The 22,154-nt window shown below is 42.8% G+C and carries 13 protein-coding genes; 8 read left to right on the plus strand and 5 right to left on the minus strand.

All coding sequences use genetic code 11. The annotated features are described in order from the left end of the window. Positions 1–307 precede the first annotated feature (307 nt). Positions 308–6,946 carry a HAMP domain-containing protein gene (locus H6G97_RS10925; RefSeq protein ID WP_190940636.1) on the plus strand — a complete coding sequence of 2,213 codons (6,639 nt, stop codon included), beginning with the start codon at positions 308–310 and terminating at the stop codon, positions 6,944–6,946. Positions 6,947–7,527: 581 nt separating this feature from the next. Here H6G97_RS10925 and H6G97_RS10930 read toward each other — a convergent pair. Continuing rightward, positions 7,528–7,797, minus strand: coding sequence for a hypothetical protein (locus H6G97_RS10930; RefSeq protein WP_190940637.1), 270 nt, complete (start codon positions 7,795–7,797; stop codon positions 7,528–7,530). A 688-nt stretch (positions 7,798–8,485) separates the two neighbouring features. On the opposite strand from H6G97_RS10930, the gene H6G97_RS10935 reads away from it, so the two are divergent. Continuing rightward, positions 8,486–9,388: a glycosyltransferase family 2 protein gene (locus tag H6G97_RS10935; protein ID WP_190940638.1), complete on the plus strand. Its 903-nt coding sequence runs from the start codon at positions 8,486–8,488 to the stop codon at positions 9,386–9,388. Between the two features lie 340 nt (positions 9,389–9,728). Then, positions 9,729–11,027 carry a cation:proton antiporter gene (locus H6G97_RS10940; RefSeq protein ID WP_190940639.1) on the plus strand — a complete coding sequence of 433 codons (1,299 nt, stop codon included), beginning with the start codon at positions 9,729–9,731 and terminating at the stop codon, positions 11,025–11,027. A 244-nt stretch (positions 11,028–11,271) separates the two neighbouring features. On the opposite strand, the gene H6G97_RS10945 is transcribed toward H6G97_RS10940, so the two are convergent. The 3 genes from H6G97_RS10945 to crtD form a co-directional block, all read right to left on the minus strand. Next, a complete protein-coding gene (locus H6G97_RS10945; RefSeq protein WP_190940640.1) occupies positions 11,272–11,661 on the minus strand; it encodes a hypothetical protein in 390 nt (129 codons plus the stop codon). 229 nt (positions 11,662–11,890) lie between these two features. Then, positions 11,891–12,997, minus strand: a complete 1,107-nt coding sequence (locus tag H6G97_RS10950) for a saccharopine dehydrogenase family protein (protein WP_190940641.1) — start codon at positions 12,995–12,997, stop codon at positions 11,891–11,893. 194 nt (positions 12,998–13,191) lie between these two features. Beyond that, positions 13,192–14,751, minus strand: a complete 1,560-nt coding sequence (gene crtD, locus H6G97_RS10955) for a C-3',4' desaturase CrtD (RefSeq protein ID WP_190940642.1) — start codon at positions 14,749–14,751, stop codon at positions 13,192–13,194. Positions 14,752–15,005: 254 nt separating this feature from the next. Here crtD and H6G97_RS10960 point away from each other — a divergent pair, with 254 nt between their 5' ends. The 3 genes from H6G97_RS10960 (at position 15,006) to H6G97_RS10970 (ending at position 18,191) form a co-directional block, all read left to right on the plus strand. After that, on the plus strand, positions 15,006–16,304 hold the full coding sequence (locus tag H6G97_RS10960) for a M16 family metallopeptidase (protein ID WP_190940643.1): 1,299 nt from the start codon (positions 15,006–15,008) through the stop codon (positions 16,302–16,304). A gap of 122 nt (positions 16,305–16,426) precedes the next feature. Then, the gene (locus H6G97_RS10965) at positions 16,427–17,290 is read left to right on the plus strand and encodes a fructosamine kinase family protein (RefSeq protein ID WP_190940644.1); all 864 of its coding nucleotides are present in this window, start codon (positions 16,427–16,429) and stop codon (positions 17,288–17,290) included. A gap of 262 nt (positions 17,291–17,552) precedes the next feature. Further along, the gene (locus H6G97_RS10970; RefSeq protein WP_190940645.1) at positions 17,553–18,191 is read left to right on the plus strand and encodes a histidine phosphatase family protein; all 639 of its coding nucleotides are present in this window, start codon (positions 17,553–17,555) and stop codon (positions 18,189–18,191) included. A gap of 415 nt (positions 18,192–18,606) precedes the next feature. Here the strand turns inward: H6G97_RS10970 and H6G97_RS10975 are convergent, their stop codons facing one another. Beyond that, positions 18,607–19,470, minus strand: a complete 864-nt coding sequence (locus H6G97_RS10975; RefSeq protein ID WP_190940646.1) for a WYL domain-containing protein — start codon at positions 19,468–19,470, stop codon at positions 18,607–18,609. Between the two features lie 169 nt (positions 19,471–19,639). Between H6G97_RS10975 and H6G97_RS10980 the strand changes: the two genes are divergently transcribed. Together H6G97_RS10980 and cas3 are read left to right on the plus strand one after the other, a co-directional pair. Continuing rightward, a complete protein-coding gene (locus tag H6G97_RS10980) occupies positions 19,640–19,900 on the plus strand; it encodes a DUF433 domain-containing protein (protein WP_190940647.1) in 261 nt (86 codons plus the stop codon). Between the two features lie 2 nt (positions 19,901–19,902). After that, complete coding sequence (gene cas3 / locus H6G97_RS10985; RefSeq protein ID WP_190940703.1) at positions 19,903–22,080, plus strand: type I-D CRISPR-associated helicase Cas3'; 2,178 nt, start codon at positions 19,903–19,905, stop codon at positions 22,078–22,080. Positions 22,081–22,154: the final 74 nt, after the last annotated feature.

Below are 22,154 nucleotides of genomic sequence, written 5' to 3' on the forward strand. Positions count from 1 at the left end.
ACTGCGATCGAGGTCGTGTCATCAACCTGCTTACTCGCCTAAGTTAGGCATCGCCGACAATTAATGCTGCATAACAGAGTCCAACTCGCTATGATTAGCTAAGTGGGATGCTAGATACATCGACGGCAATACCATTTAATTAGCAGTCTTTATCAACTGCTTACACTCGCACCCATAAAAATTAGTTTGATCCACTTTCTATTCCCTACTTTCTATTGTGATACGCATTGGCTAAAAGTACTCTAAATAAGTACGGGGTGCAAAAAATACAAAAAATTCTTCAAGGATTAAGATTAAGGATACGGCTATGGCAACCGAACAGTTGACTAGAGACAGCGACAATCTCGATTTAAATCAGCTACTAAGAACGCTGAATGCTGTTAAGCAAGGTGACTTCTCTGCTCGGATGCCCATAGACCATACTGGTGTGGCAGGGAAAATAGCTGATACGCTCAATGATATTATTTACCAGAATGAGCGGATGGCGGCCGAACTACAACGCATTGGTAATGTTGTCGGCAAAGAAGGCAAAATTGCCGATCGCGCCTCTCTCGGAGATGTTCGAGGTTCCTGGTCAGATTGTGTTACTTCTGTCAATACTCTAATTACAGATTTAGTTCAACCAACAGCTGAAACTACTCGGGTAATTCGGTCAGTCGCCAATGGTGACTTATCGCAAACGATCGCCACAGAAATTGATGGCAGACCCCTCCAAGGTGAGTTTCTCCAAACTGCTAATATCGTCAACACGATGGTTGATCGGCTTGGTTCCTTTGCTTCGGAAGTAACGCGGGTTGCCCGTGAAGTGGGAACCGAAGGGAAGTTGGGCGTTCAAGCCGAAGTGCAAGGTGTGGCTGGCACTTGGAAAGATTTGACTGATAACGTTAACTTGATGGCGGGTAATCTCACCGGACAAGTTCGCAACATTGCCGAAGTTGCCACTGCGATCGCAAATGGTGACTTATCCAAAAAAATCACTGTCAATGTCAAAGGCGAAATTCTGGAACTAAAAAACACCGTCAACACGATGGTGGATCAGCTTAATTCTTTTGCATCGGAAGTGACGCGAGTTGCGCGTGAGGTGGGAACTGAAGGGAAGTTGGGCGTACAAGCAGAAGTTAAAGGTGTAGCAGGTACTTGGAAGGATCTGACAGATAACGTTAACTTGATGGCAGGGAATTTAACAGCCCAAGTCCGTAACATTGCGGAAGTGACAACGGCGGTAGCAAATGGCGACTTATCGAAAAAAATCACTGTTAATGTCAAAGGCGAAATTTTAGAGTTGAAAAACACCGTCAACATCATGGTGGATCAGCTTAATTCCTTTGCATCGGAAGTGACAAGAGTTGCGCGTGAGGTGGGTGCAGAAGGAAAATTAGGCGGTCAAGCAGAAGTTCGCGGGGTAGCGGGTACTTGGAAAGACCTTACCGACAGCGTAAACTTCATGGCGGGAAGCTTGACGGCACAGGTGCGGAATATTGCCGAAGTGACTACTGCTGTAGCAAATGGCGATTTATCTAAGAAAATCACTGTGGATGTCAAAGGTGAAATTCTGGAGTTGAAAAACACCATTAACACAATGGTGGATCAACTCAATTCTTTTGCATCAGAAGTAACAAGAGTTGCGCGTGAAGTGGGAACTGAAGGTAAGTTGGGTGTGCAAGCAGAAGTTCCGGGAGTAGCGGGTACTTGGAAAGATTTAACTGACAACGTTAATTTAATGGCGGGTAATCTCACCGGACAGGTGCGAAATATTGCCGAAGTTGCGACTGCGATCGCAAATGGTGATCTATCTAAAAAAATCACCGTTGATGTTAGAGGTGAAATTTTTGAACTGAAAAATACCATCAATATAATGGTGGATCAACTCAGCTCCTTTGCAAGTGAAGTTACAAGGGTTGCTCGTGAAGTGGGAAGCGAGGGTAAACTGGGTGTGCAAGCCGATGTGCGCGGTGTAGCTGGCACTTGGAAAGATTTAACCGACAGCGTAAACTTCATGGCAGGAAGTTTAACGGCACAGGTGCGGAATATTGCCGAAGTAACTACGGCGGTTGCAACAGGCGACTTATCCAAGAAAATCACTGTCGATGTCAAAGGTGAAATTCTGGAACTCAAAAACACCATTAACACAATGGTGGATCAACTTAATTCCTTTGCATCAGAAGTAACAAGGGTAGCTCGTGAGGTAGGAAGTGAGGGTAAATTAGGCGTGCAAGCAGAAGTGCGCGGCGTGGCTGGCACTTGGAAGGATTTAACCGACAGCGTGAATTTCATGGCGGGAAGCTTGACGGCGCAGGTGCGAAACATTGCCGAAGTAACTACGGCGGTTGCAACAGGCGACTTATCCAAGAAAATCACTGTCGATGTTAAAGGTGAAATTCTGGAGTTGAAAAATACCATTAATACAATGGTGGATCAACTCAGTTCCTTTGCAAGTGAAGTGACGCGAGTCGCCCGTGAGGTGGGAACTGAAGGTAAATTGGGTGTACAAGCAGAAGTGAAAGACGTTGCTGGTACTTGGAAAGATTTAACCGACAGCGTAAACTTCATGGCGGGAAGCTTAACGGCACAGGTGCGGAACATTGCCGAAGTGACAACTGCGATCGCCAATGGTGACTTATCCAAGAAAATTACCGTTGCCGTCAAAGGCGAAATTCTCGAACTCAAGAATACCATCAATATAATGGTGGATCAACTCAATTCCTTTGCAAGTGAAGTAACGCGGGTGGCGCGGGAAGTGGGAAGCGAAGGTAAACTAGGCGTACAAGCAGATGTGCGCGGTGTAGCTGGAACTTGGAAAGATTTAACCGACAGCGTGAACTTCATGGCGGGAAGTTTAACGGCACAGGTGCGAAACATTGCCGCCGTTACCACAGCTGTAGCTAATGGCGATTTATCTAAGAAAATTTCCGTTGATGTCAAAGGTGAAATTTTAGAGTTGAAAAACACCGTTAACACAATGGTGGATCAACTTAATTCCTTTGCAAGTGAAGTGACGCGGGTAGCGCGGGAGGTGGGAACTGAAGGTAAATTAGGTGTACAAGCAGAAGTTAAAGGTGTAGCCGGCACTTGGAAAGATTTAACCGACAGCGTAAACTTCATGGCGGGAAGTTTAACAGCACAAGTACGAAACATTGCCGAAGTTACGACAGCCGTTGCAAACGGCGACTTATCTAAGAAGATCACTGTCGATGTAAAAGGCGAAATTCAAGAGCTTAAAAACACCATTAATACAATGGTGGATCAGCTAAATTCTTTTGCATCAGAAGTAACAAGGGTTGCCCGTGAGGTGGGAACGGAAGGTAAGTTAGGCGTGCAAGCTTACGTCAGAGGAGTTGCAGGGACTTGGAAAGATTTAACTGATAACGTTAACTCGATGGCGGGGAACCTCACCGGACAAGTCCGCAACATCGCGGAAGTTACCAAGGCAGTAGCGAATGGCGACTTATCTAAGAAAATTACCGTCGATGCCAGAGGTGAAATTTTAGACTTGAAGAACACCACCAATACAATGGTGGATCAACTCAGTTCCTTTGCAAGTGAAGTAACGCGGGTGGCGCGAGAAGTGGGAACTGAAGGGAAGTTGGGCGGACAAGCGCAAGTCCAAGGTGTTGCAGGAACTTGGAAAGATTTAACAGATAACGTGAACTCGATGGCGGGTAACTTAACGGCACAAGTACGCGGTATCGCCAGAGTTGTAACAGCAGTTGCTAACGGTGACTTGAAACGGAAACTAATGTTAGATGCTAAGGGAGAAATTGAAACCTTAGCAGAGACAATCAACGAGATGATTGATACTCTAGCAACATTTGCCAATCAGGTAACTACAGTAGCGCGGGAAGTGGGAATTGAAGGGAAGTTAGGCGGACAAGCTAGAGTACCCGGCGCGGCTGGAACTTGGAAAGATTTGACGGATAATGTAAATGAACTTGCTGCTACACTGACAACTCAATTAAGAGCGATCGCAGAAGTTGCAACAGCTGTAACTAAAGGTGATTTAACTCGTTCAATTGCCGTCGAAGCACAAGGGGAAGTAGCAATCCTTAAAGACAACATCAACCAGATGATTGCTAATCTGCGCGAGACAACGCAGAAAAATACTGAGCAAGACTGGTTGAAAACTAACCTAGCCAAGTTTACCCGAATGCTGCAAGGTCAGCGAGACTTAGAAACCGTATCTAAACTAATTCTCTCAGAACTAGCACCCTTGGTAGGAGCGCAACATGGCGTATTCTTCCTGATGGACTCTGGGGAAAATACACCGTTTTTGAAATTAATTAGTAGCTACGCTTACCGTGAACGCAGACATCTGGCTAACCGCTTCCACTTGGGTGAAGGTTTGGTGGGACAATGCGCTTTAGAAAAAGAGCGAATACTGCTAACGGATGTGCCAAGTGATTATGTCAGAATTGCCTCTGGTTTAGGAGAAGCGGCTCCACTTAATGCCGTAGTGTTACCTGTACTTTTTGAAGGACAGGTGACAGCAGTCATAGAATTAGCATCCTTCCGCCGCTTTAGCGAAATTCATCTGACATTCTTCGACCAACTTACCGAAAGTATAGCGATCGTCCTCAACACGATCGCAGCATCCATGCGAACTGAAGAATTACTCAAGCAGTCGCAATCTTTAGCTGAAGAACTACAATCCCAGCAAAGCGAACTCAGGGAAACTAACAAGCGCTTAGAAGAACAAGCGCAATCACTCAAAGCCTCTGAAGATTTACTCAAAGGACAGCAAGAGGAACTGCAACAAACCAACGCCGAATTAGAAGAAAAGGCAGAGTTGTTGGCGATGCAAAAGAAAGAAGTTGAGCGCAAAAATCGGGAAATTGAACAAGCAAGATTATCTTTGGAAGACAAGGCTGAACAACTCGCCCTTTCCTCAAAATACAAATCAGAATTTCTCGCCAATATGTCCCATGAACTGCGGACACCACTGAACAGCTTGTTAATTTTGGCGAAGTTGTTGGCAGATAACATTGATCACAATCTCAGCGCCAAGCAAGTCGAATACAGCCAAACAATTTACTCAGCAGGTAATGATTTGTTGGCGTTAATCAATGACATTCTGGATCTCGCTAAAATTGAATCTGGAACTATGTCGATTGACATGACTCAAATGCCATTGGCAGAGTTGGGCGAACAAATCGAGCGTAACTTCCGGCAAATCGCTCAGAGTAAGGGACTTGCCTTTACGATTGAACTTACTCCTGAATTGCCAGTTAGCATCTATACAGATGTCAAACGTATACAACAGGTGTTAAAAAATCTCCTCTCCAACGCTTTTAAATTTACAGAGCGAGGAGAGGTACGCTTACAGATTGCGGTGGCAAAGCAGGGATGGAGCAAGGACTACCAAACTTTGAATAGCGCCCAGGTTGTCATCGCCTTCTCAGTCAGCGATACAGGTATTGGCATTGCCCCAGACAAACAGAAAGTGATTTTTGAAGCATTCCAGCAAGCCGATGGCTCTACCAGTCGGAGATACGGCGGCACTGGATTGGGCTTATCAATTAGCCGCGAAATCGCCCGTCTCTTTGGCGGTGAAATTAAACTAATTAGTCAACCCGGTCAAGGTAGCACCTTTACCTTCTATCTACCACAATTGAGTCCTGTTAGCGATAACGGGGCGTTTAGCCCATCACGATCGCTGAGTTCTGATTCTGCATCAACACTACCCACTCCCTCCTCCCCACTCAGTACAGACACGATTAATCGCGTCTCTACCCACTCTCCACTTCTAAATGACGATCGCACTACTATTGAAAGAGGCGATCGCGTCTTACTAATTGTCGAAGATGACATTAATTTTGCGCGTATCCTTCTAGATATGGCGCAACAGCAAGGATTCAAGGTGATAGCTGCCCAAACAGGTAGTACAGGTTTGATGTTAGCGCAGCAATTTCTACCTTCAGCTATTTTGCTAGATATCCGGTTGCCAGAAATGGATGGTTGGACGGTATTGGATCGTCTCAAACATGACCCAAATACCCGCCACATTCCCGTACATATCATGACCGTTGAAGAAGGAAAACAGCGCGGTTTGCAACTAGGTGCGATCGCATATCTGCAAAAACCCTTAACCAGCGAGATAATATCCGAAGCGTTGACCAAAATTAAAGGTTTTGTTGAGCGCCAAGTGAAAAATTTATTGGTAGTCGAAGACGACGACACTCAAAGGCTGAGTATTGTTGAGTTGATTGGCAACAGCGATGTTTCTACCACTGCTGTCGCCAGCGGTGCAGCAGCCCTAGAAGCTATTCGTACCCAGCATTTTGATTGCCTTGTCCTCGATTTAGGGCTGCCCGACATGACCGGGTTTGAACTGATCGAGCAGATAAAGCTTTTGCCCCAGGGCAAAACTTTACCAATCATTGTCTACACAGGTAGAGAAATTAGCAAAGCTCAAGAAACGGAACTCCGGCGGATTGCCGAAACAATCATCATTAAAGATGTGCGATCGCCCGAACGTCTCCTCGATGAAACAGCATTATTTTTACACCGAATTCAAGCAAATTTACCAGCACCCAAACGAGAAATACTTGAACAACTGCATTCCATAGACTACTTACTCGCTGGCAAAAAAGCGCTAATTGTAGACGACGATATGCGTAATATCTTCGCCCTTACCAGTATGTTGGAGCGTTATCAAATCCAGGTTTTATATGCTGAAAACGGCAGAGAGGGAATCGCTTTGTTGGAAACTACACCAGATATTGATGTGGTTTTAATGGATGTAATGATGCCCGAAATGGATGGTTACGAAACAACACGCTTAATCCGCCAAAACGAGCAACTTAAATCTTTGCCGATTATTGCACTGACCGCTAAAGCCATGCAAGGCGATCGCGAGAAGTGTATTGAAGCCGGTGCATCAGACTACATCACCAAACCCGTAGATACCGAACAATTGCTGTCACTGTTGCGTGTTTGGCTATACCGTTGATGGGATGTATCGCATAGGGGATCTCTAATAGACTTCTTGCAGAAGTGGGGAAAGGGGTAAGGGGGAAGGGGAAAAGGATTGAAATTTTCCCTTTCCCTTTGCCCTTTTCCCCTTTCCCTGCCTCTTGCAAAAGTTCCTTTTGCAAGAGGTCTATTTATACCAATTCAAATAATGTTTGCGACACATCAATTATTCGTAAGGGCACAACAATGTTGTGCCCCTACCTATTTGTCGCATTCTTTTTCCAATTTGGTATTACCTGAAAATTGCTGTAACCAATCAAGTATTGGGTACGATAAAAGTGAAAATGATTGTAGAGACGTAGCACTGCTACGTCTCTACAAGGGTTTTATACCAATTTAATGTGAAGTTACATATTTCTTGATCCCCCTAAATCCCCCGATAAACTGGGGGACTTTGATATGATAGATGTTTTTCCGGTTCCCCCCTTGTTAAGGGGAGCCAGCGCGGTCTTGGGGGTTTCCCCCATGAGCGACTGGCGTGGGCTAGGGGGGATCGAATTATATGCAGCTTCATAAAAAATTGGTATTAGGCAATGATTAATTAATTTCTAGATTGCATCAAGCTGCTTCCCGCAGTTGTGGTTGTGACGGCACACTCACCTCTGGAAATGAAAGCGAAAGTTGTTCGGCTTGAGGGACTGCGGCTTGCTCCAAAACTTGAACTTCGATATTCACGCTCACTAAATAACTGCCTGTATCCGCACCAACCGCTTCAGCAATTAATTTGGCAATGTCTGGGCGTTTAGCAGTCAACGGATCGCGTAAAATACACCGATCCCATTCATGCTTGGCAGTCGGATTGAGGTTGAGAATGTAATACTTCATCATCGAACTAACCCTTGAATCCATCTTCCAGAAGGTTTTCACACAGCCGTTATACATTTAGCTAGGCTTTGTGGAGGCTATCTATATTATAGTACAAAAATACTATAAATGGTTAAAAAGGCGATGTCTAATATCATGTTCGGCAAATCACTTATAATATGTCATTGCGAATGCAACGAAGTGGAATGAAGCAATCGCAAAGGTTTGGGATTGCCGCGCTACGTTCGCAATGACATAAGTATTAAGTCGAACATAATATAACCCTCTTTTGTCACTTTGGTAGAGCCCAATCGCTGAAAGCCTTTCAGGGTTTCCATCTCCAGGTTTTGGCTACAAACTTGAATTACTGTTAGAAAATAAAAGCTCAAAGCTCGACTACATAAAAGTTTCAGAATGTTGCTTCGATTATTGTTTTCTGAAAGTGACAAAAGAGGGAAAAGAGAAAAAGGCAGTCGTAATGAACAGCTAAATCTTATAAACGGGATATTACTTCATATTGCGGCTGAAGTTGACACCAATTCACAACTGGGCACAAAAGTATTGTTGCTCACAAGAAATATGCTTTTTCCTAATTGTTAGACTGTGTAGATTATTGGGAATCATATAAATTAAATAACTTAATTCTGCAATTAGTTTTACGTTATTTTCCTAAATTTCTCAGTTAACGAATTTGTAAGAAAGACATATACAAATGGAAAAGCCTCTTGTCTCCATTGTGATCTGCACCTATGGCAGAGCTTCAAGTTTACGCAGCTATAGTTTTCCCGCACTGGCAAACCTTACCTATCCGAACTATGAAGTAATCGTTGTCAATGACGGTTCAAAGGATGATACACAAAGCTTTCTTAAGACTTGTGAAGAAAACATGGCTAACCTTTTGGTTCTCAATAACGATAAAAACCGAGGGTTATGTTACTCAAGAAATCGTGGAGTTGCTCATGCAAAGGGTGAATTCATTGTGTTTACTGATGATGACGTTAGTCTATTTCCAGATTGCCTTGATGAGTTAGTTAAAGTCTACCAAGAAAATTCAGAAGTTACAGCTATCTGGGGATGCGTTTACCAATATGGGAGTTCTTGGGAAAAAGGAACGGAAACCTATGGAACGGGTAGCCTTATGTCATTTAGGCGATTCATTTTTAATCGCTTTCGCTTTGATACAAATCTGAGGTATTTTAACAGCTATGCTTGCGATGAGCATGAGTTAATGCGACGAATTCAGAGACAAGATTTCAAAATTATAAAGGTGAAACAAGCACAAGCAGATCATTTTCATGCTCCTGCGGAAAATAGAGCTTTAAGAGGAATAGGCGGCGATTTAAACTACCTGTATGAAAATTTAAAGTTTGGATCTATATTTGAATATTATGGCTGTTTTATTATGGGGCTTGTATTACCACTAAAACGCCTAATTAGCAAAAGCAAATTTGAGGATGATTTACGTAAACATCCTTACCAGCAAGTAATCGAAACACCAATTCGTTTAGTTGCATTTATTCAAAACCGCCAGTTTGATATAGCGATAAAATGGATATTCTATGTTTTAATAGATATTCCATTCCGTGCTAAAACTAAGAATATTGTTGAGCTATAGCGGTTCCCATTGAGGTGTGGTACAACATTATATCGCGTGGTGTAGGGGCACGGCAGTGCCCATTGGTGTCAACTTAAGCTTAAAACTTCTTTAAAACCTCGTTAAGAGCTCTTTGGCTGGAAATGCTGCTCATGGCTTGCCGCCAGCAAGTGAGGCGGCAGCCCCAAGGATGGCATTCCCAGTCGGAGACTCTATTCTCTTCTTCTCAAATTTAGTGGCGGGTCTAAATACCTAATTCCTAATCTCTAATTCAAAAAAATCTGCCCATAGGTAATTTATAACATTAAGCTATTACAACTATGCTTACAAAGTAACGCGTAATTTTTATATAAATTGCTATATGGTAGATATCTATATTATTGACCTATTTGTGATTGGTCTACTTTTATTGATGGTCACATTAGGGTCAGGTTGGATTGCTCGTTTACCTCTTTCTTTTGCGCTTATCTACCTAATAGTTGGTATTTTGCTAGGCCCTTACGCCTTTGGGCTGATTCAATTACGTCGAGATGACGTTTTTAATGCCGAACTGCTGGAAAAAATAACAGAATTTGTAGTAATTATTTCTGTGTTTAGCTGCGGCTTAAAAATTGTTCGTCCTCTAAGGTTGGGGACTTGGGGTATTACAACCCGATTAATTGTATTTCTGATGCCAATTTCAATTCTTGCTCTGGCTGTTGTGGGTAAATTGTTTTTAGGAATGAATTGGGGAGAAGCGATTTTATTAGGAGCAATTCTCGCACCTACCGATCCAGTATTAGCATCGGAAGTACAACTGACCGATATAAACGACGAAGATGAGTTGAGATTTGGTTTAACTTCAGAAGGTGGCTTAAATGATGCTTTAGCTTTTCCCTTCGTTTATTTTGGTCTTCATGCATTAAAAGATGATAACTGGGGCAACTGGTTGAAAGAGTGGATTGCGGTTGATTTAATTTGGGCGATCGCAGCTGGCATTGTTATGGGAATCGTAGTTGCCAAATCTATAGTCTGGATTGAAAAGAAAATTCAAAAACGCCGTCGTGCTGATGAGTTAATGGAAGATTTTATTGCTATCAGCACGATTTTACTAACTTATTCTTTAACAGAAATGGTGAATGGCTATGGATTTTTGGCAGTATTTGTTGCTGGCTTAGTTGTCCAACGCAGTTACAGAGATCCTGAAAAACCGCTAGCACAGTTGGAATTTGTTGAGCAAGTTGAAAAACTGCTGGAAGTTGGAACAATTTTACTATTGGGATCAATATTATTATTGCAACCAATGCTTAACTATGCTATGCAATCTTTATTAGTGATAATTCTACTATTACTTATAATCCGACCTGTAGGAGTTTGGATTAGCACAATAGGCAAACGCCCTGTAGAATCACACCGCCGAACCTTTCATCCAGGAACTAGGTGGTTGATTGGATGGTTTGGTATTCGCGGTGTCGGCTCTTTATATTATCTCGCCTATGCGTTTGGTAATGGCTTAAAAGGTGAAGCTGCCGAACAAATTGCTTGGATAACTTACACTACTATTGTAGCTTCTGTGATTATACATGGCATTAGTGCAACTCCCTTAATGAAGTGGTATGAGCGCAATATTGCTAATAAGATAAAGGCTAATACTCCTACCACAATAGATGAATTTGAGTAAAAGCAATTTGTGTTTTTGTAGGGTGTTTTTCTAGGGTGTGTTATACCAAGGGCTAACGCACGAATGGCACTAAGATAAACCCAAAGTCTTTTGTTGCCTCGTTCCCAGCCTCCAGGCTGGGAATGAATTCTAAGAGGCTCTGCCTCTCATCATGTCACTGGAGGCAAAGCCTCCCAGAAGCGGTTCCAAGCCTCCAGGCTTAGAACCAGTCAGGGCAAAAACTGTGTTTTTAGGTCTATATTCCCTATTTACCTGTCACCTTTTCAATAACTTCTTTCGCTTTTTCACCAAAACTTTCTGGGGGATTTTGTGCTTGTTCAGCCTTCAAATTCCTTTCGTAAGTCTTCTCTATAGTAGTAAGGTTTTTTGAATCTTTTATTGCTTGCTCATAAGCTTCTTGTCGTTCTTCTTCTAGAATGCCAACACCTGGGTCAAACTCGTTAGCACGATTAATTTTTTCTTCAGAATTTGGTTTATACTCTGGGGGTATTAGCTTTAATTCTTCAAGAGTAGTTGCATAACTAGGTTGCTGAACGAAAATGAAAGAACCTGACAAGCTAATGAAAATAATTAAACCAACGACCAAAAAGCTTGAACGTAACGCTTCCTTTAAAGTTAATAAAATTTTTTGCACAAAAAAACGCTCCTATTTTTATTTTATGAGCCGTGGTGATGTATTAATATATTCAAGATATTCAAGATTTCAGGCTCACAGGCATCCTAAATGTTTAAGTAGAGTTTTACTTCTACCGCAAGGTATATTAATTTTTAACTTTAGTAGGGGCGTACATTTGTACGCCCCTACCTGTGTATCTGAATATCTCGTAGAATCGGATAAAATTCTTTAACCCAAGTGTATTAACCTATAACCAACTGTGATTAATTTTAATTCCTCTGCTTTGCATTACTTCTTCAAATAAATCTGTTGGTAGTGCTTCTTCCACAGCAAAAACACCTGGTTTCTTGAGTTTACCTTCTAGCAATAATTGTGCAATACTACCTGTACCACAACCAGAAGCCACGGCTGTATTTTCATGCACTACAGTTGAACAATAAACGGCAGTTTCACCATCTTTTTGCCCTGTAACTTCTGAACGAACGGCTACACCAATCCCAGTAAAATTATTAGTAACATCTGTCATTGAATGGCTGACATGAGACAGAAATTCAATCATGTAACGGCGCTGCATTAACCACTTGGGAAAAACGTGTGCCGCAATCCAAGTTAGGTGATTGTAAAAATCGGGAACAGAGCCAAACTTAGTAATTACAGTTTTTACTGATGGGAAAGCTTTGGGCAGTGTAAAGGTTTCTGGCATATCAAACCAGTAAACTCCGGTGCGTCGATATGGAGGTGGAAAATCAACTAATTCTCTTTCACTATAAGGCTTGATTATCTTCCATTTTCCATCTATCCAAGTCTCAAAAGGATACTGCAACCCAAGAAAAGTTGTCCGCATCACTGTAATGCCAGCACCGCCAGAACCGGAAACTAAATAACTTAAATGGATCTTTTCTGGTTTATCAAATTGTTCAACACCTTGACGCACCATGCTGTTAGAAATACCAGGAAAAATGCCAGTATTAATAATTGCTGTCACACCAGCAGCAGCAGCTTGTTCACTCAAATTAAGAGCTTTGCTGGTATAAGAACGATGGTCGCTGACATCTAGATAATTAACGCCTTGAGCAATACAGGTTTCAAGAACATTAGTATCTCGATAGTGAAATGGGCCAGCACAGTGGATGACTAAGTTAGAGTTTGCGATCGCATCTTGCAACTTGTCAACTTCTGCCAAGTCCAACACCAAAAACTGCACTTGTCCTCCCGAAGACAAGCTAACAGCCTTCCCAAACTCCGCAGAACGTCCAGTAATCGTAATTTGAGCCTGCGTATGGGTAGCTAGATCGTGAGCAACAGTGCTACCAATCCGCCCTCGTCCACCAAGAATTAAAACGCTGTCTGTCATTACTCCAGCATTCGCAACAATAACTTAATTTGACCAGTTTTTCGTCCCTTTTGCCATCGGTTACAAGTATGACTTGCCTGCTAAGGAAGGAGGACTTTTTAACGAAGAGGCAGGGAGCAGGGGGAAAAGAAAAATATCATTTGAATAAATTGGGTAATTTATTCTCTGGAAGTCCCCTAAAGCAACAGGTGTGGTTAGAATCCCAATTCTTTTTTATCCCCCTTGCTCCCTGCTCCCTGGTCCCTTGCCTCTTTTTCAATTTGCCTAACTACCGTCAGCGCTGAATAACTTACCCCAGCAGTACCTTCGCCAGGATGGGTGGAATCACCAACTAACCACAAATTCTGGATGGGTGTACGATTGGCAAATCCAAAGGGGCCAAAGGTAGGAATCCTTTGACCAATACCGCCAACTATACCGCGATCGCGGGCTGTGAAATGGGCAAAGGTGCGCGGTGTTGCCGCTTCTTGATAAATAATAGTTTCTGGTTTGAGATAAAAGTATTGGGCAAGACGAGCGATCGCTTCTTGGGTAAACTTTTCTTTTAATCCTTCATAATCATCAGTCTGCCACCACTGTGCAGGATCGACAAATGAAGAAGCAATAATTGTTGCTTTCCCCTCCGGTGCGCGGCCGTCTCCAGGATGACTGACGGAGACAAATAGGGAATTATTTTCGCCAATGGGGCCATTGACATCATACAGAAATTGCAGGTGGGGAGGGCATTCAGGCGGAATCGCGCTGGCATCTACACCCAAATACACCACAAACGCACCCGATGCTTGGGGCAGTTTTTCCACCCGATTTTTATATCCAGATGGCGCTTGTCCCAATAACTGCACCAAGTTTTGCACGGTGACATTGCTAACTATGTGGTCGGCGGCTTCTGTCCAGACTTCGCCAGTTTTCTGATTTCTAATAACTACAGCAGTAGCTTTACCGTTTTCTACTTTGATTTCTTCTACAGTGTGGCGCATCAACAATTTGCCGCCATCTCTTTCTAAGGATTGTACCAAGCGATCGCTCAACACTTGCATACTTCCCTGGAGGTGAAATAATCCTTGGGGCAGTTGGGATACACTCAATGCTGTGGCTGCGTAGAGCAATGCTGTCTCATCTGCATCCACCTGGGAGTATAGCTTCAGTTGCAAATCCAAAAAAGTTCTTAGTCGGCGATCATTTCCGAGTCCACATAACCGTAAAGCATCTCCTACAGTAAACAAAGTGAAGGGTACAGTAATTAATGTACTAGGACGCACCGCTTGCGCTAGCTGCCACAAATCCCATAAATTACGTGGTGGTAGCACCGGATCGCGTCCTTGAAATTCCCAACTAGCACCAAATAAAGCTGCCATCAACTGCCAAAACGGTTCGCTACCAGGAAACTGTTTTTGTCGTTCCGCTTGCCATTTCTCTTTGTCACGCCAAACATTAATCGGTGTGCTTTCCCCAGGCAAATATACCGCACAAGCAGGATCGCAAGGCGTTGCTTCCGGCAAATCTATTGACAATTCTGAGAAAATGCGGTGGTGAATTCCCCCTGGTTCCAACCCCGCCACCTGAGTTGCGCCCACATCAAAGGTAAATCCTTGGCGTTTAAACGTCGAAGCACAGCCACCTGGTACGAGGGCTTGATCCAAAATTAAGACATTATAACCTCTATGAGCTAATAATGCTCCAGCAGTCAGTCCACCTATTCCTGCGCCGATAATCACTACATGAGATTTGCTTTTGTCAATAGAAATACTGGACATTGATACTTATCTTTATAATTCTTAATATTGCTATTCATAATTTTACAGCCTTATCCAGATTAATGGCTTCATCACTACTACTCGACCAAGCAAAATTGCTAGGTGAAGGTCTTTGCCTCTGTGTTCTCTGTGCCTCTGCGGTTCGCTATTTAACCCAGAATCTTCTTTGCGTCACTTCGTGGTGCGATCGCAGTGCTTATTTTAAGCGGCAGATAAGATAAAGGAGTAACATAGCTCCTCAGACACAAGTAGCAATGACCTCAACCCTGCGGAAACTTCCCCGTCTCAATGCTCCGACACTGCGCCAGTTGCCCAATGGTTTGACAATCATCGCCGAGCAAATGCCAGTTGAAGCCGTAAACCTCAACTTATGGATTAAAGTTGGCTCTGCTGTAGAGCCTGATGCCATTAATGGCATGGCTCACTTTTTAGAACACATGATTTTTAAAGGAACAGAACGACTGGCTAGCGGCGAATTTGAACGTCGAATTGAAGAGCGGGGTGCTGTTACCAATGCCGCTACGAGCCAAGATTATACTCATTACTATATAACTACTGCACCCAAAGATTTTGCCGAGCTTGCGCCATTACAAATAGATGTAGTATCAAATGCGAGTATTCCTGATGATGCCTTTGAACGTGAGCGATTAGTAGTTTTAGAAGAAATTAGGCGTTCAGAAGATAATCCCCAACGGCGTACATATCGGCGGGCAATGGAGACAGCCTTTGATTATCTACCCTATCGCCGTCCAGTATTGGGGCCAGAATTGGTGATAGCCGGACTTAAACCCCAGCAGATGCGAGATTTTCATGCAAATTGGTATCAGCCTCAGTCAATTACTGCTGTGGCTGTAGGCAATTTACCCGTGGAAGAATTAATTGCGACTGTTGCGGAAGGATTTACAAAAGCCACTCGCAACTCCCCATTGCCCAGTACAGACACGATTAATGGCGTGTCTGTCCACTCCCCACTAAATGCTGAATCACCATTTACAGAAATTGTTCGTCGAGAATTTATCGATGAAAGTTTGCAACAAGCAAGGCTAGTGATGGTTTGGCGAGTTCCAGGAATGACGCAGTTAGATCGCACCTATGGATTGGATGTTTTAGCCGGAATTTTGGGACACGGACGGACATCAAGACTGGTGAGGGATTTACGAGAAGAACGGGGATTAGTTTCTTCAATTTCTGTGAGCAACATGATCAATGAGCTGCAAGGAATATTTTATATTTCAGCTAAATGTGCAGTAGAAAATTTAGCAGTTGTAGAGGATGCGATCGCTCAACACATTAGCAAACTACAAACAGAGTCGATAACAGAATCAGAAATTGCCCGTATACGGCAGCGAGTAGCTAACAGATTTATATTTGGCAACGAAACACCAAGCGATCGCTCTGGGTTGTATGGTTATTATCAGTCTTTGGTAGGAGATTTGGAACCCGCCTTTAACTACCCAGCAATAATTCAGAGCCAAGATGCAACAGACTTGATGCAAGCAGCCAAAGAGTATCTATCTCCTAACGCTTATGGTGTAGTTTTTGTCAAGCCGTAAATTAAAAATTGGGAATGGGGCGTTGGGCATTGATAATTAATCAATAATTAATTATTCTTCCCCTGCCTCCCCTGCTCCCCCTGCCTCCCCTGCTCCCTCATCCCCCACTCCCCAATTTAATCATGTGGACTCAAATCGACACCCATATTAGCCAGGTGACTGGCGAAAAATTTCAGAGTCAGCAACGGCGATCGGTTGGTGGCGGGTGCATCAACCAAGGTTATGCTGTCTCTAATGGTGAGATAACCTACTTCGTCAAACAAAACCTTGCATCCCAAATTGCGATGTTTGAAGCTGAGGCATTAGGTTTAGAGGAAATGCTAGCAACAGCTAGTATTCGCATCCCCAAACCAATTTGTTGGGGTACTGCTGATAATTCTAGTTACATCGTTCTGGAATGGTTGGAACTTGGTAGCGGTAACAGCAATTCGTGGCTAGAAATGGGACGCAAGTTAGCAGCAATGCATAAAGCTAGCAATAGTCAAGTTTTTGGTTGGAAAATTAACAATACCATTGGTTCCACACCTCAAATCAATACTTGGACAGCAGACTGGACGGAATTTTATATTAAACATCGCCTGGGTTATCAATTTCAGTTAGCAAGGCGACGGGGAGGTAATTTTCCCAAACAAGACAAGTTACTAGCAACTATCCCTGAACTATTGGCGGATCATCAGGTGCAACCTTCTTTAGTACATGGCGATTTATGGGGCGGAAATGCTGGGTGTACTGCGTCGGGAGAACCAGTGATATTTGATCCAGCAACTTATTTTGCAGATAGAGAAGTTGATATCGCCATGACCGAATTATTCGGTGGTTTCCCCGTACCCTTTTATAAGGGTTACAACGAGGTGTTTCCGTTAGATGCAGGCTATGAGCAGAGAAAAACGCTTTATAACCTGTATCACATTTTGAATCACTTCAATTTATTTGGGGGCAGTTACGATTCGCAAGCCAATAGGATGATTGACCAGATTTTACGATAATGAATGCTGATTAAATAAAGTGCAAAACTAGTGACACGGCGTCGCGGAAAGTGCCACGAGACACAAGGGAGCCAGTGCGGTCTTGAGTGGAGCATCTAGCGGCATCCTTACTTCAATCCCACGTTTTTAAACATCGGTTCCCTTCTGCCTCCTGCCTCCTGCCTCCTGCTTTCTGAATTTGTCCTAGTGTCACAGACTTGATTGCGAGATTGATGGTATTTTATTTTTGCACAAACTCCTTTATCCCAATCGCATACAAGCTATGACACTCAATTTATATTTACTGAGACATGGAGAAACTACTTTTAGTCAAAGTGGTAATTTCTGCGGTGAAACTGATGCGGAGTTGACAACAGAGGGGATGCAGATGGCATCCGGTTTTGCCGATGTTTATCAACAATTGAAGTGGGAGGCTGTTTATGTTAGCCCGATGAAGCGCACAATTGCAACTGCCAAGCCATTTTGTGATGCTATCGGTATGGATATGCAGTTGCGTGACGGACTTCGAGAAGGTAGTTACGGCGAATGGGAAAGGAAGAGTAAATCGTTTGCCCAAGAGAATTACGCAGAAAACTATGTAAATTGGTTGACAGAACCCGCTTGGAATGCACCACTAGGTGGAGAAACTGCGGTAGATATTGCTAACCGTTCTATGCCTGTAATTGCTGAAATTCAAGAAAAACATCCCCAAGGTAATGTTTTAGTAGTTTCCCATAAAGCCACAATTCGGATTATGCTTTGCAGTTTACTAGGAATTGATTTGGGACGCTATCGCTATCGGGTGAACATTTTGGTTGCGTCGGTAAGTATGGTTAAATTTGACGTTAATGGCCCTTTGTTAGAAATATTAGGCGATCGCCATCATATACCCGATCATATTCGCTCTCGTCCGGGAACATAATAGTCTCTTAGGGACTTGCAAAAAATAAATTATCCCAAATATTTCTAGATTTTTAGGGGCGCAAGGTCTTGCGCCCCTAAAATGGTATATTTTTTTAACTGGAAGGCGCTACTTCGTTCGCCTTAAGAGCGATGGCGTAACCGCCCGTCGTAGGCGATCGCGTGGGTTGACACCCTCAGTAAATAGGAGATTAATTTGATCGATTATGAGGATTTCTGCCTTGCCGAACCGATTTATTTTGATATGTTATATCATGTTCGACTTAATACTTATGTCATTGCGAGCGTAGCGCGGCAATCCCAAACCTTTGTGATTGCTTCATTCCACTTCGTTGCATTCGCAATGACATATTATAAGTGATTTGCCGAACATGGTATTATAGCCTATATTAGGCAAGATGCCTATCCCACAAGACTTAACTCCTGGTTTCGATGTCGTATAACTGGCATAAGGTGAGGAGTTTTTGTTTGAGGCGATCGCGCACATTCTCTGGTAATATCACTATACAATCTGGCGCATACTGCATCACTTCCCGCATAAACCAAAATGTACTAGATACTCGCCTAACAACTCGCCGGACTCGCGCTTGATCTGGTAGCCACTCATTAACATTGTCTTCTGGTTTAGATTGATAGGCAAAAGCCAAGCCAGCAAATAAGTGCATCTCTACTTCTATCTCAGCCAAATTTCGCCACTCGCCAGAAATTGGCATGACAGCAGCTTCTGTAATCCTGTCTAATCGTAAACTCCAGTTGTGAACCAGTTCTGGGATATCAAAGTTTCCTTCTGTCTCTTCGCACCAGCAATCAAGATATTGCCGCTTTTCATGGGGTGTAACTTTGGCGTGGCGAACGGTAAAATTAAACACACGCTCTGCTGCATCCTGATATGAAAGCTGAAAAGGCTGTTCGCGCAAGATGTAGCGATCTATTTCTAAGCGCCAAGGTGGGGGCAAATTCTCTAAGAAACGTTCGATTTCGCCCCGCAACGGTAATGATAATTCGCTGCGTTCGAGAAGTAAGTTTGCAATGATTTGGGCTTGTTCAATTTGCCCGATGTCTGTCAACGCATTGATACATCTATGTAATGCTCTGATGCGTGGTTCTTTCCAATTGTTATTGTTACCGATGAGTAACTTACGTTGAGCGATCGCTTTAATTAACTTAGAGATGTTAGGCTCCTCTCCCCACATCATACCGAATTCACGAGCGATCGCTTCTAGCTCGGCTTTATCATGTTCTGATATCGACAGTGTAATAGATTGACCTTTTCGACTCATTAAAAATGTCCGTATAGTTTGTACATAGTTTCTCTTGTCAACTTCTATTTTGCGTGCCAATATAGTTTTTAACAACCAGTTACGGACACTATTTAAGTGTATATCCGAATATAAAATTAGGAGAAGAGAATTCATTGAGAAAAATTACGACAAATTGGGAGAAGTTTGAATGACTAAGAACGATTTACTATCTCGAATTTCCATTGATCCAAATATTTGTTTCGGTAAACCTTGTATTAAAGGTCATCGTATATGGGTTAGTTTAATTCTCGACCTTCTTGCAAGTGGAGAAAAAATAGAGACAATTTTGGAAGAATATCCTGGTTTGGAACGAGAAGATATCCTAGCCTGTATTGCTTATGCTGCAAAGATGACAAGAGATAGCTATGTAGAAATTCCTTTAGGATTGCAAAAGGAATCAAAAAAATGAATATTAACGAAGCATACAGAATTACTCTCAAGCCTGTTTATTCCCAAACAGTTCCAACACCTGACGGGGTGAAATTACCTAAACATTGGTTGCTTTCTTGGCATCAAGCTGCAACTTTAGAAGCGTTGCGCGATCCAAATATTGATGTAGTATTCAACACTGCGATGACTGGCGATGGTAAAAGTCTAGCGGCTTACCTAGAAGTTCTTCAGGGCGAATTTTCTGCGATTGGACTTTACCCAACCAATGAACTCGCCCGCGATCAAGAAACGCAGATTAGAGGATATGTTGAGAAATTCGAGCCAGAGAATCAGCCGCGTGTAGTGCGACTGAGTGGGGCTGATTTAGAGATTTATGCAGAAAATGAAGGATTGAAAAAAGGAGCTGCGATCGCAACTCTGACTAACCAGAGAGAAGCATTATTAACTAACCCTGATATTTTTCACTACTTACATCGAGGTGCTTATATAATTCGTGGCGATAGCCCAGATAAGTTATGGGGCAGAATTGATAAAGATTTCGACTTATTTATTTTTGATGAATTTCACGTTTTTGCAGCTCCCCAAATTGCTAGCGTGATTAACACAATGTTGTTAATTCGCTGTACCAATCGCCGCAAGAAATTTCTGTTTCTCTCAGCCACACCAGATACAAACTTAATTGGGCGATTAGAAAAAGCCGGATTTCGTTGTAAAGAAATTGATCCTCTAAAACAAAATAAATATCAGTTTCCCGATACACCAGAAGAGGGGCAGCAACTGCAAACACAGGGCTGGCGGCAGGTAGCACGAACAATTACGTTGAATTTTATTCCTTTGGAACCATCGTTTAAAGCTTCAGAAACCTGGTTAAAAGAAAATAGTGATTTGATTTTGGCTCAGTTTCAGCAGTATCCAGGAAGCAAAGGCGCAATCATCCTTAACTCAATTGCAGCAGTCAAACGTCTAACTCAATTTTTGCGGGAAATCTTACAACCTTACGGCTTGAAAGTTGGAGAGAATACAGGGCTATCGGGAAAAGGAGAAAAGGAGCGAAGTCTTGCTGCTGACTTGGTTATTGGTACTAGCACAATTGATGTTGGGGTTGATTTCAAAATCAATTTCCTAATTTTTGAATCATCCGATGCAGGTAACTTTATCCAACGTTTAGGACGCTTAGGAAGGCATGATGAATATGAAAAAGATGGACAGATAGTTAAGTTTGAAAATTTTACAGCTTTTTCTCTAGTTCCTAACTTTTTGGTAGAGCGATTGTTTAAAGGTGATACTCCACCCTTAGAAGTGAATAGTATTTGCGATCGCCCCTTTTTTCACAATACAATTACTGAGAATTATCGACAAATCAACGATTTTCGTGGTTATTATCGTCGTTGGGGAGCTGTGCAATCATTTTGGCTGTTTTATCAGTTGAGCGATCGCACAATTAAACAACAGTATGCACAAAGCCGAGACAAGTTTCAAGAAGCCTGCGAACAATTATTTGAAACTAGTCTGAAGTCACAAGCTGGACATATTCAAGGATGGGCGAAAGATTGGCAAGCACTTTCTGGTAAATTAGGAAATCCTATTGCTGAGGATGCTGCTAGTTTTCGCGGTTCAAGTCCTTTGCAATGTGGTTTATACGACTTAACGGAAGAAAACGAGGCAGATAGGTTTAAAACTTACGATTTACCGGGTATTTTGGGCAATTTAGAAATTGAAATGTGGACGGAAGCGGCATTTATACGGACACTCAAAGAAACCGCAGAACGCACTGGACAACCCATTGCTAAAGGTAGATTTGCTCATTGTCTAGCATTTATGAAGTTGCGTTCCTACCGAGAGGAACGGCTGAACTGGAAGTTTACCTATTCTGGAAACTTGCAGCCAATTGCTGATGCTTGGAAAGTTCAGGTTTTGACTGGTGTGGAAATTTGGCAACCTGACAACTATTGGGTTGGGGAAATTAACAAACGCCTAAAAAAGGAAGGTTTGGTTTGTTACGTGATTCGCCGTCCTCTTGCTGAAGTGCGGATGCGGCTAAGGCTACCGATGAATTTTCAGATTTATGGCATCAGCGATCAGTATAGCTTTCATGATGCTACTGCGCCGTATGCGATCGCTTTTGGTCATTCTGCGCTGCTGCTGGATACGCTTGCTTACACGTTTAAAAGCAAAGGAGATGAGATATGGGTTGTTTGAAGTTTCAATCCCTGATAGGGATTTTGGTTACTGATTTACAGTAGGAGGGCGTAAGCCTTCAAGTGCAGAAAAGG

This window comes from Nostoc flagelliforme FACHB-838 (genome assembly GCF_014698065.1).
GTDB classification, from domain to species: Bacteria; Cyanobacteriota; Cyanobacteriia; order Cyanobacteriales; family Nostocaceae; genus Nostoc; species Nostoc flagelliforme_B.

Bases quoted from the DNA above. Each gene is read 5' to 3' on its own strand.
- H6G97_RS10975 (WP_190940646.1), bottom strand. From the start codon at position 19,470: ATGAGTCGAAAAGGTCAATCTATTACACTGTCGATATCAGAACATGAT.
- H6G97_RS10960 (WP_190940643.1), top strand. From the start codon at position 15,006: ATGACCTCAACCCTGCGGAAACTTCCCCGTCTCAATGCTCCGACACTG.
- H6G97_RS10965 (WP_190940644.1), top strand. From the start codon at position 16,427: ATGTGGACTCAAATCGACACCCATATTAGCCAGGTGACTGGCGAAAAA.
- H6G97_RS10980 (WP_190940647.1), top strand. From the start codon at position 19,640: ATGACTAAGAACGATTTACTATCTCGAATTTCCATTGATCCAAATATT.
- H6G97_RS10935 (WP_190940638.1), top strand. From the start codon at position 8,486: ATGGAAAAGCCTCTTGTCTCCATTGTGATCTGCACCTATGGCAGAGCT.
- H6G97_RS10930 (WP_190940637.1), bottom strand. From the start codon at position 7,797: ATGATGAAGTATTACATTCTCAACCTCAATCCGACTGCCAAGCATGAA.
- crtD (WP_190940642.1), bottom strand. From the start codon at position 14,751: ATGTCCAGTATTTCTATTGACAAAAGCAAATCTCATGTAGTGATTATC.
- H6G97_RS10950 (WP_190940641.1), bottom strand. From the start codon at position 12,997: ATGACAGACAGCGTTTTAATTCTTGGTGGACGAGGGCGGATTGGTAGC.
- H6G97_RS10970 (WP_190940645.1), top strand. From the start codon at position 17,553: ATGACACTCAATTTATATTTACTGAGACATGGAGAAACTACTTTTAGT.
- H6G97_RS10940 (WP_190940639.1), top strand. From the start codon at position 9,729: ATGGTAGATATCTATATTATTGACCTATTTGTGATTGGTCTACTTTTA.
- H6G97_RS10925 (WP_190940636.1), top strand. From the start codon at position 308: ATGGCAACCGAACAGTTGACTAGAGACAGCGACAATCTCGATTTAAAT.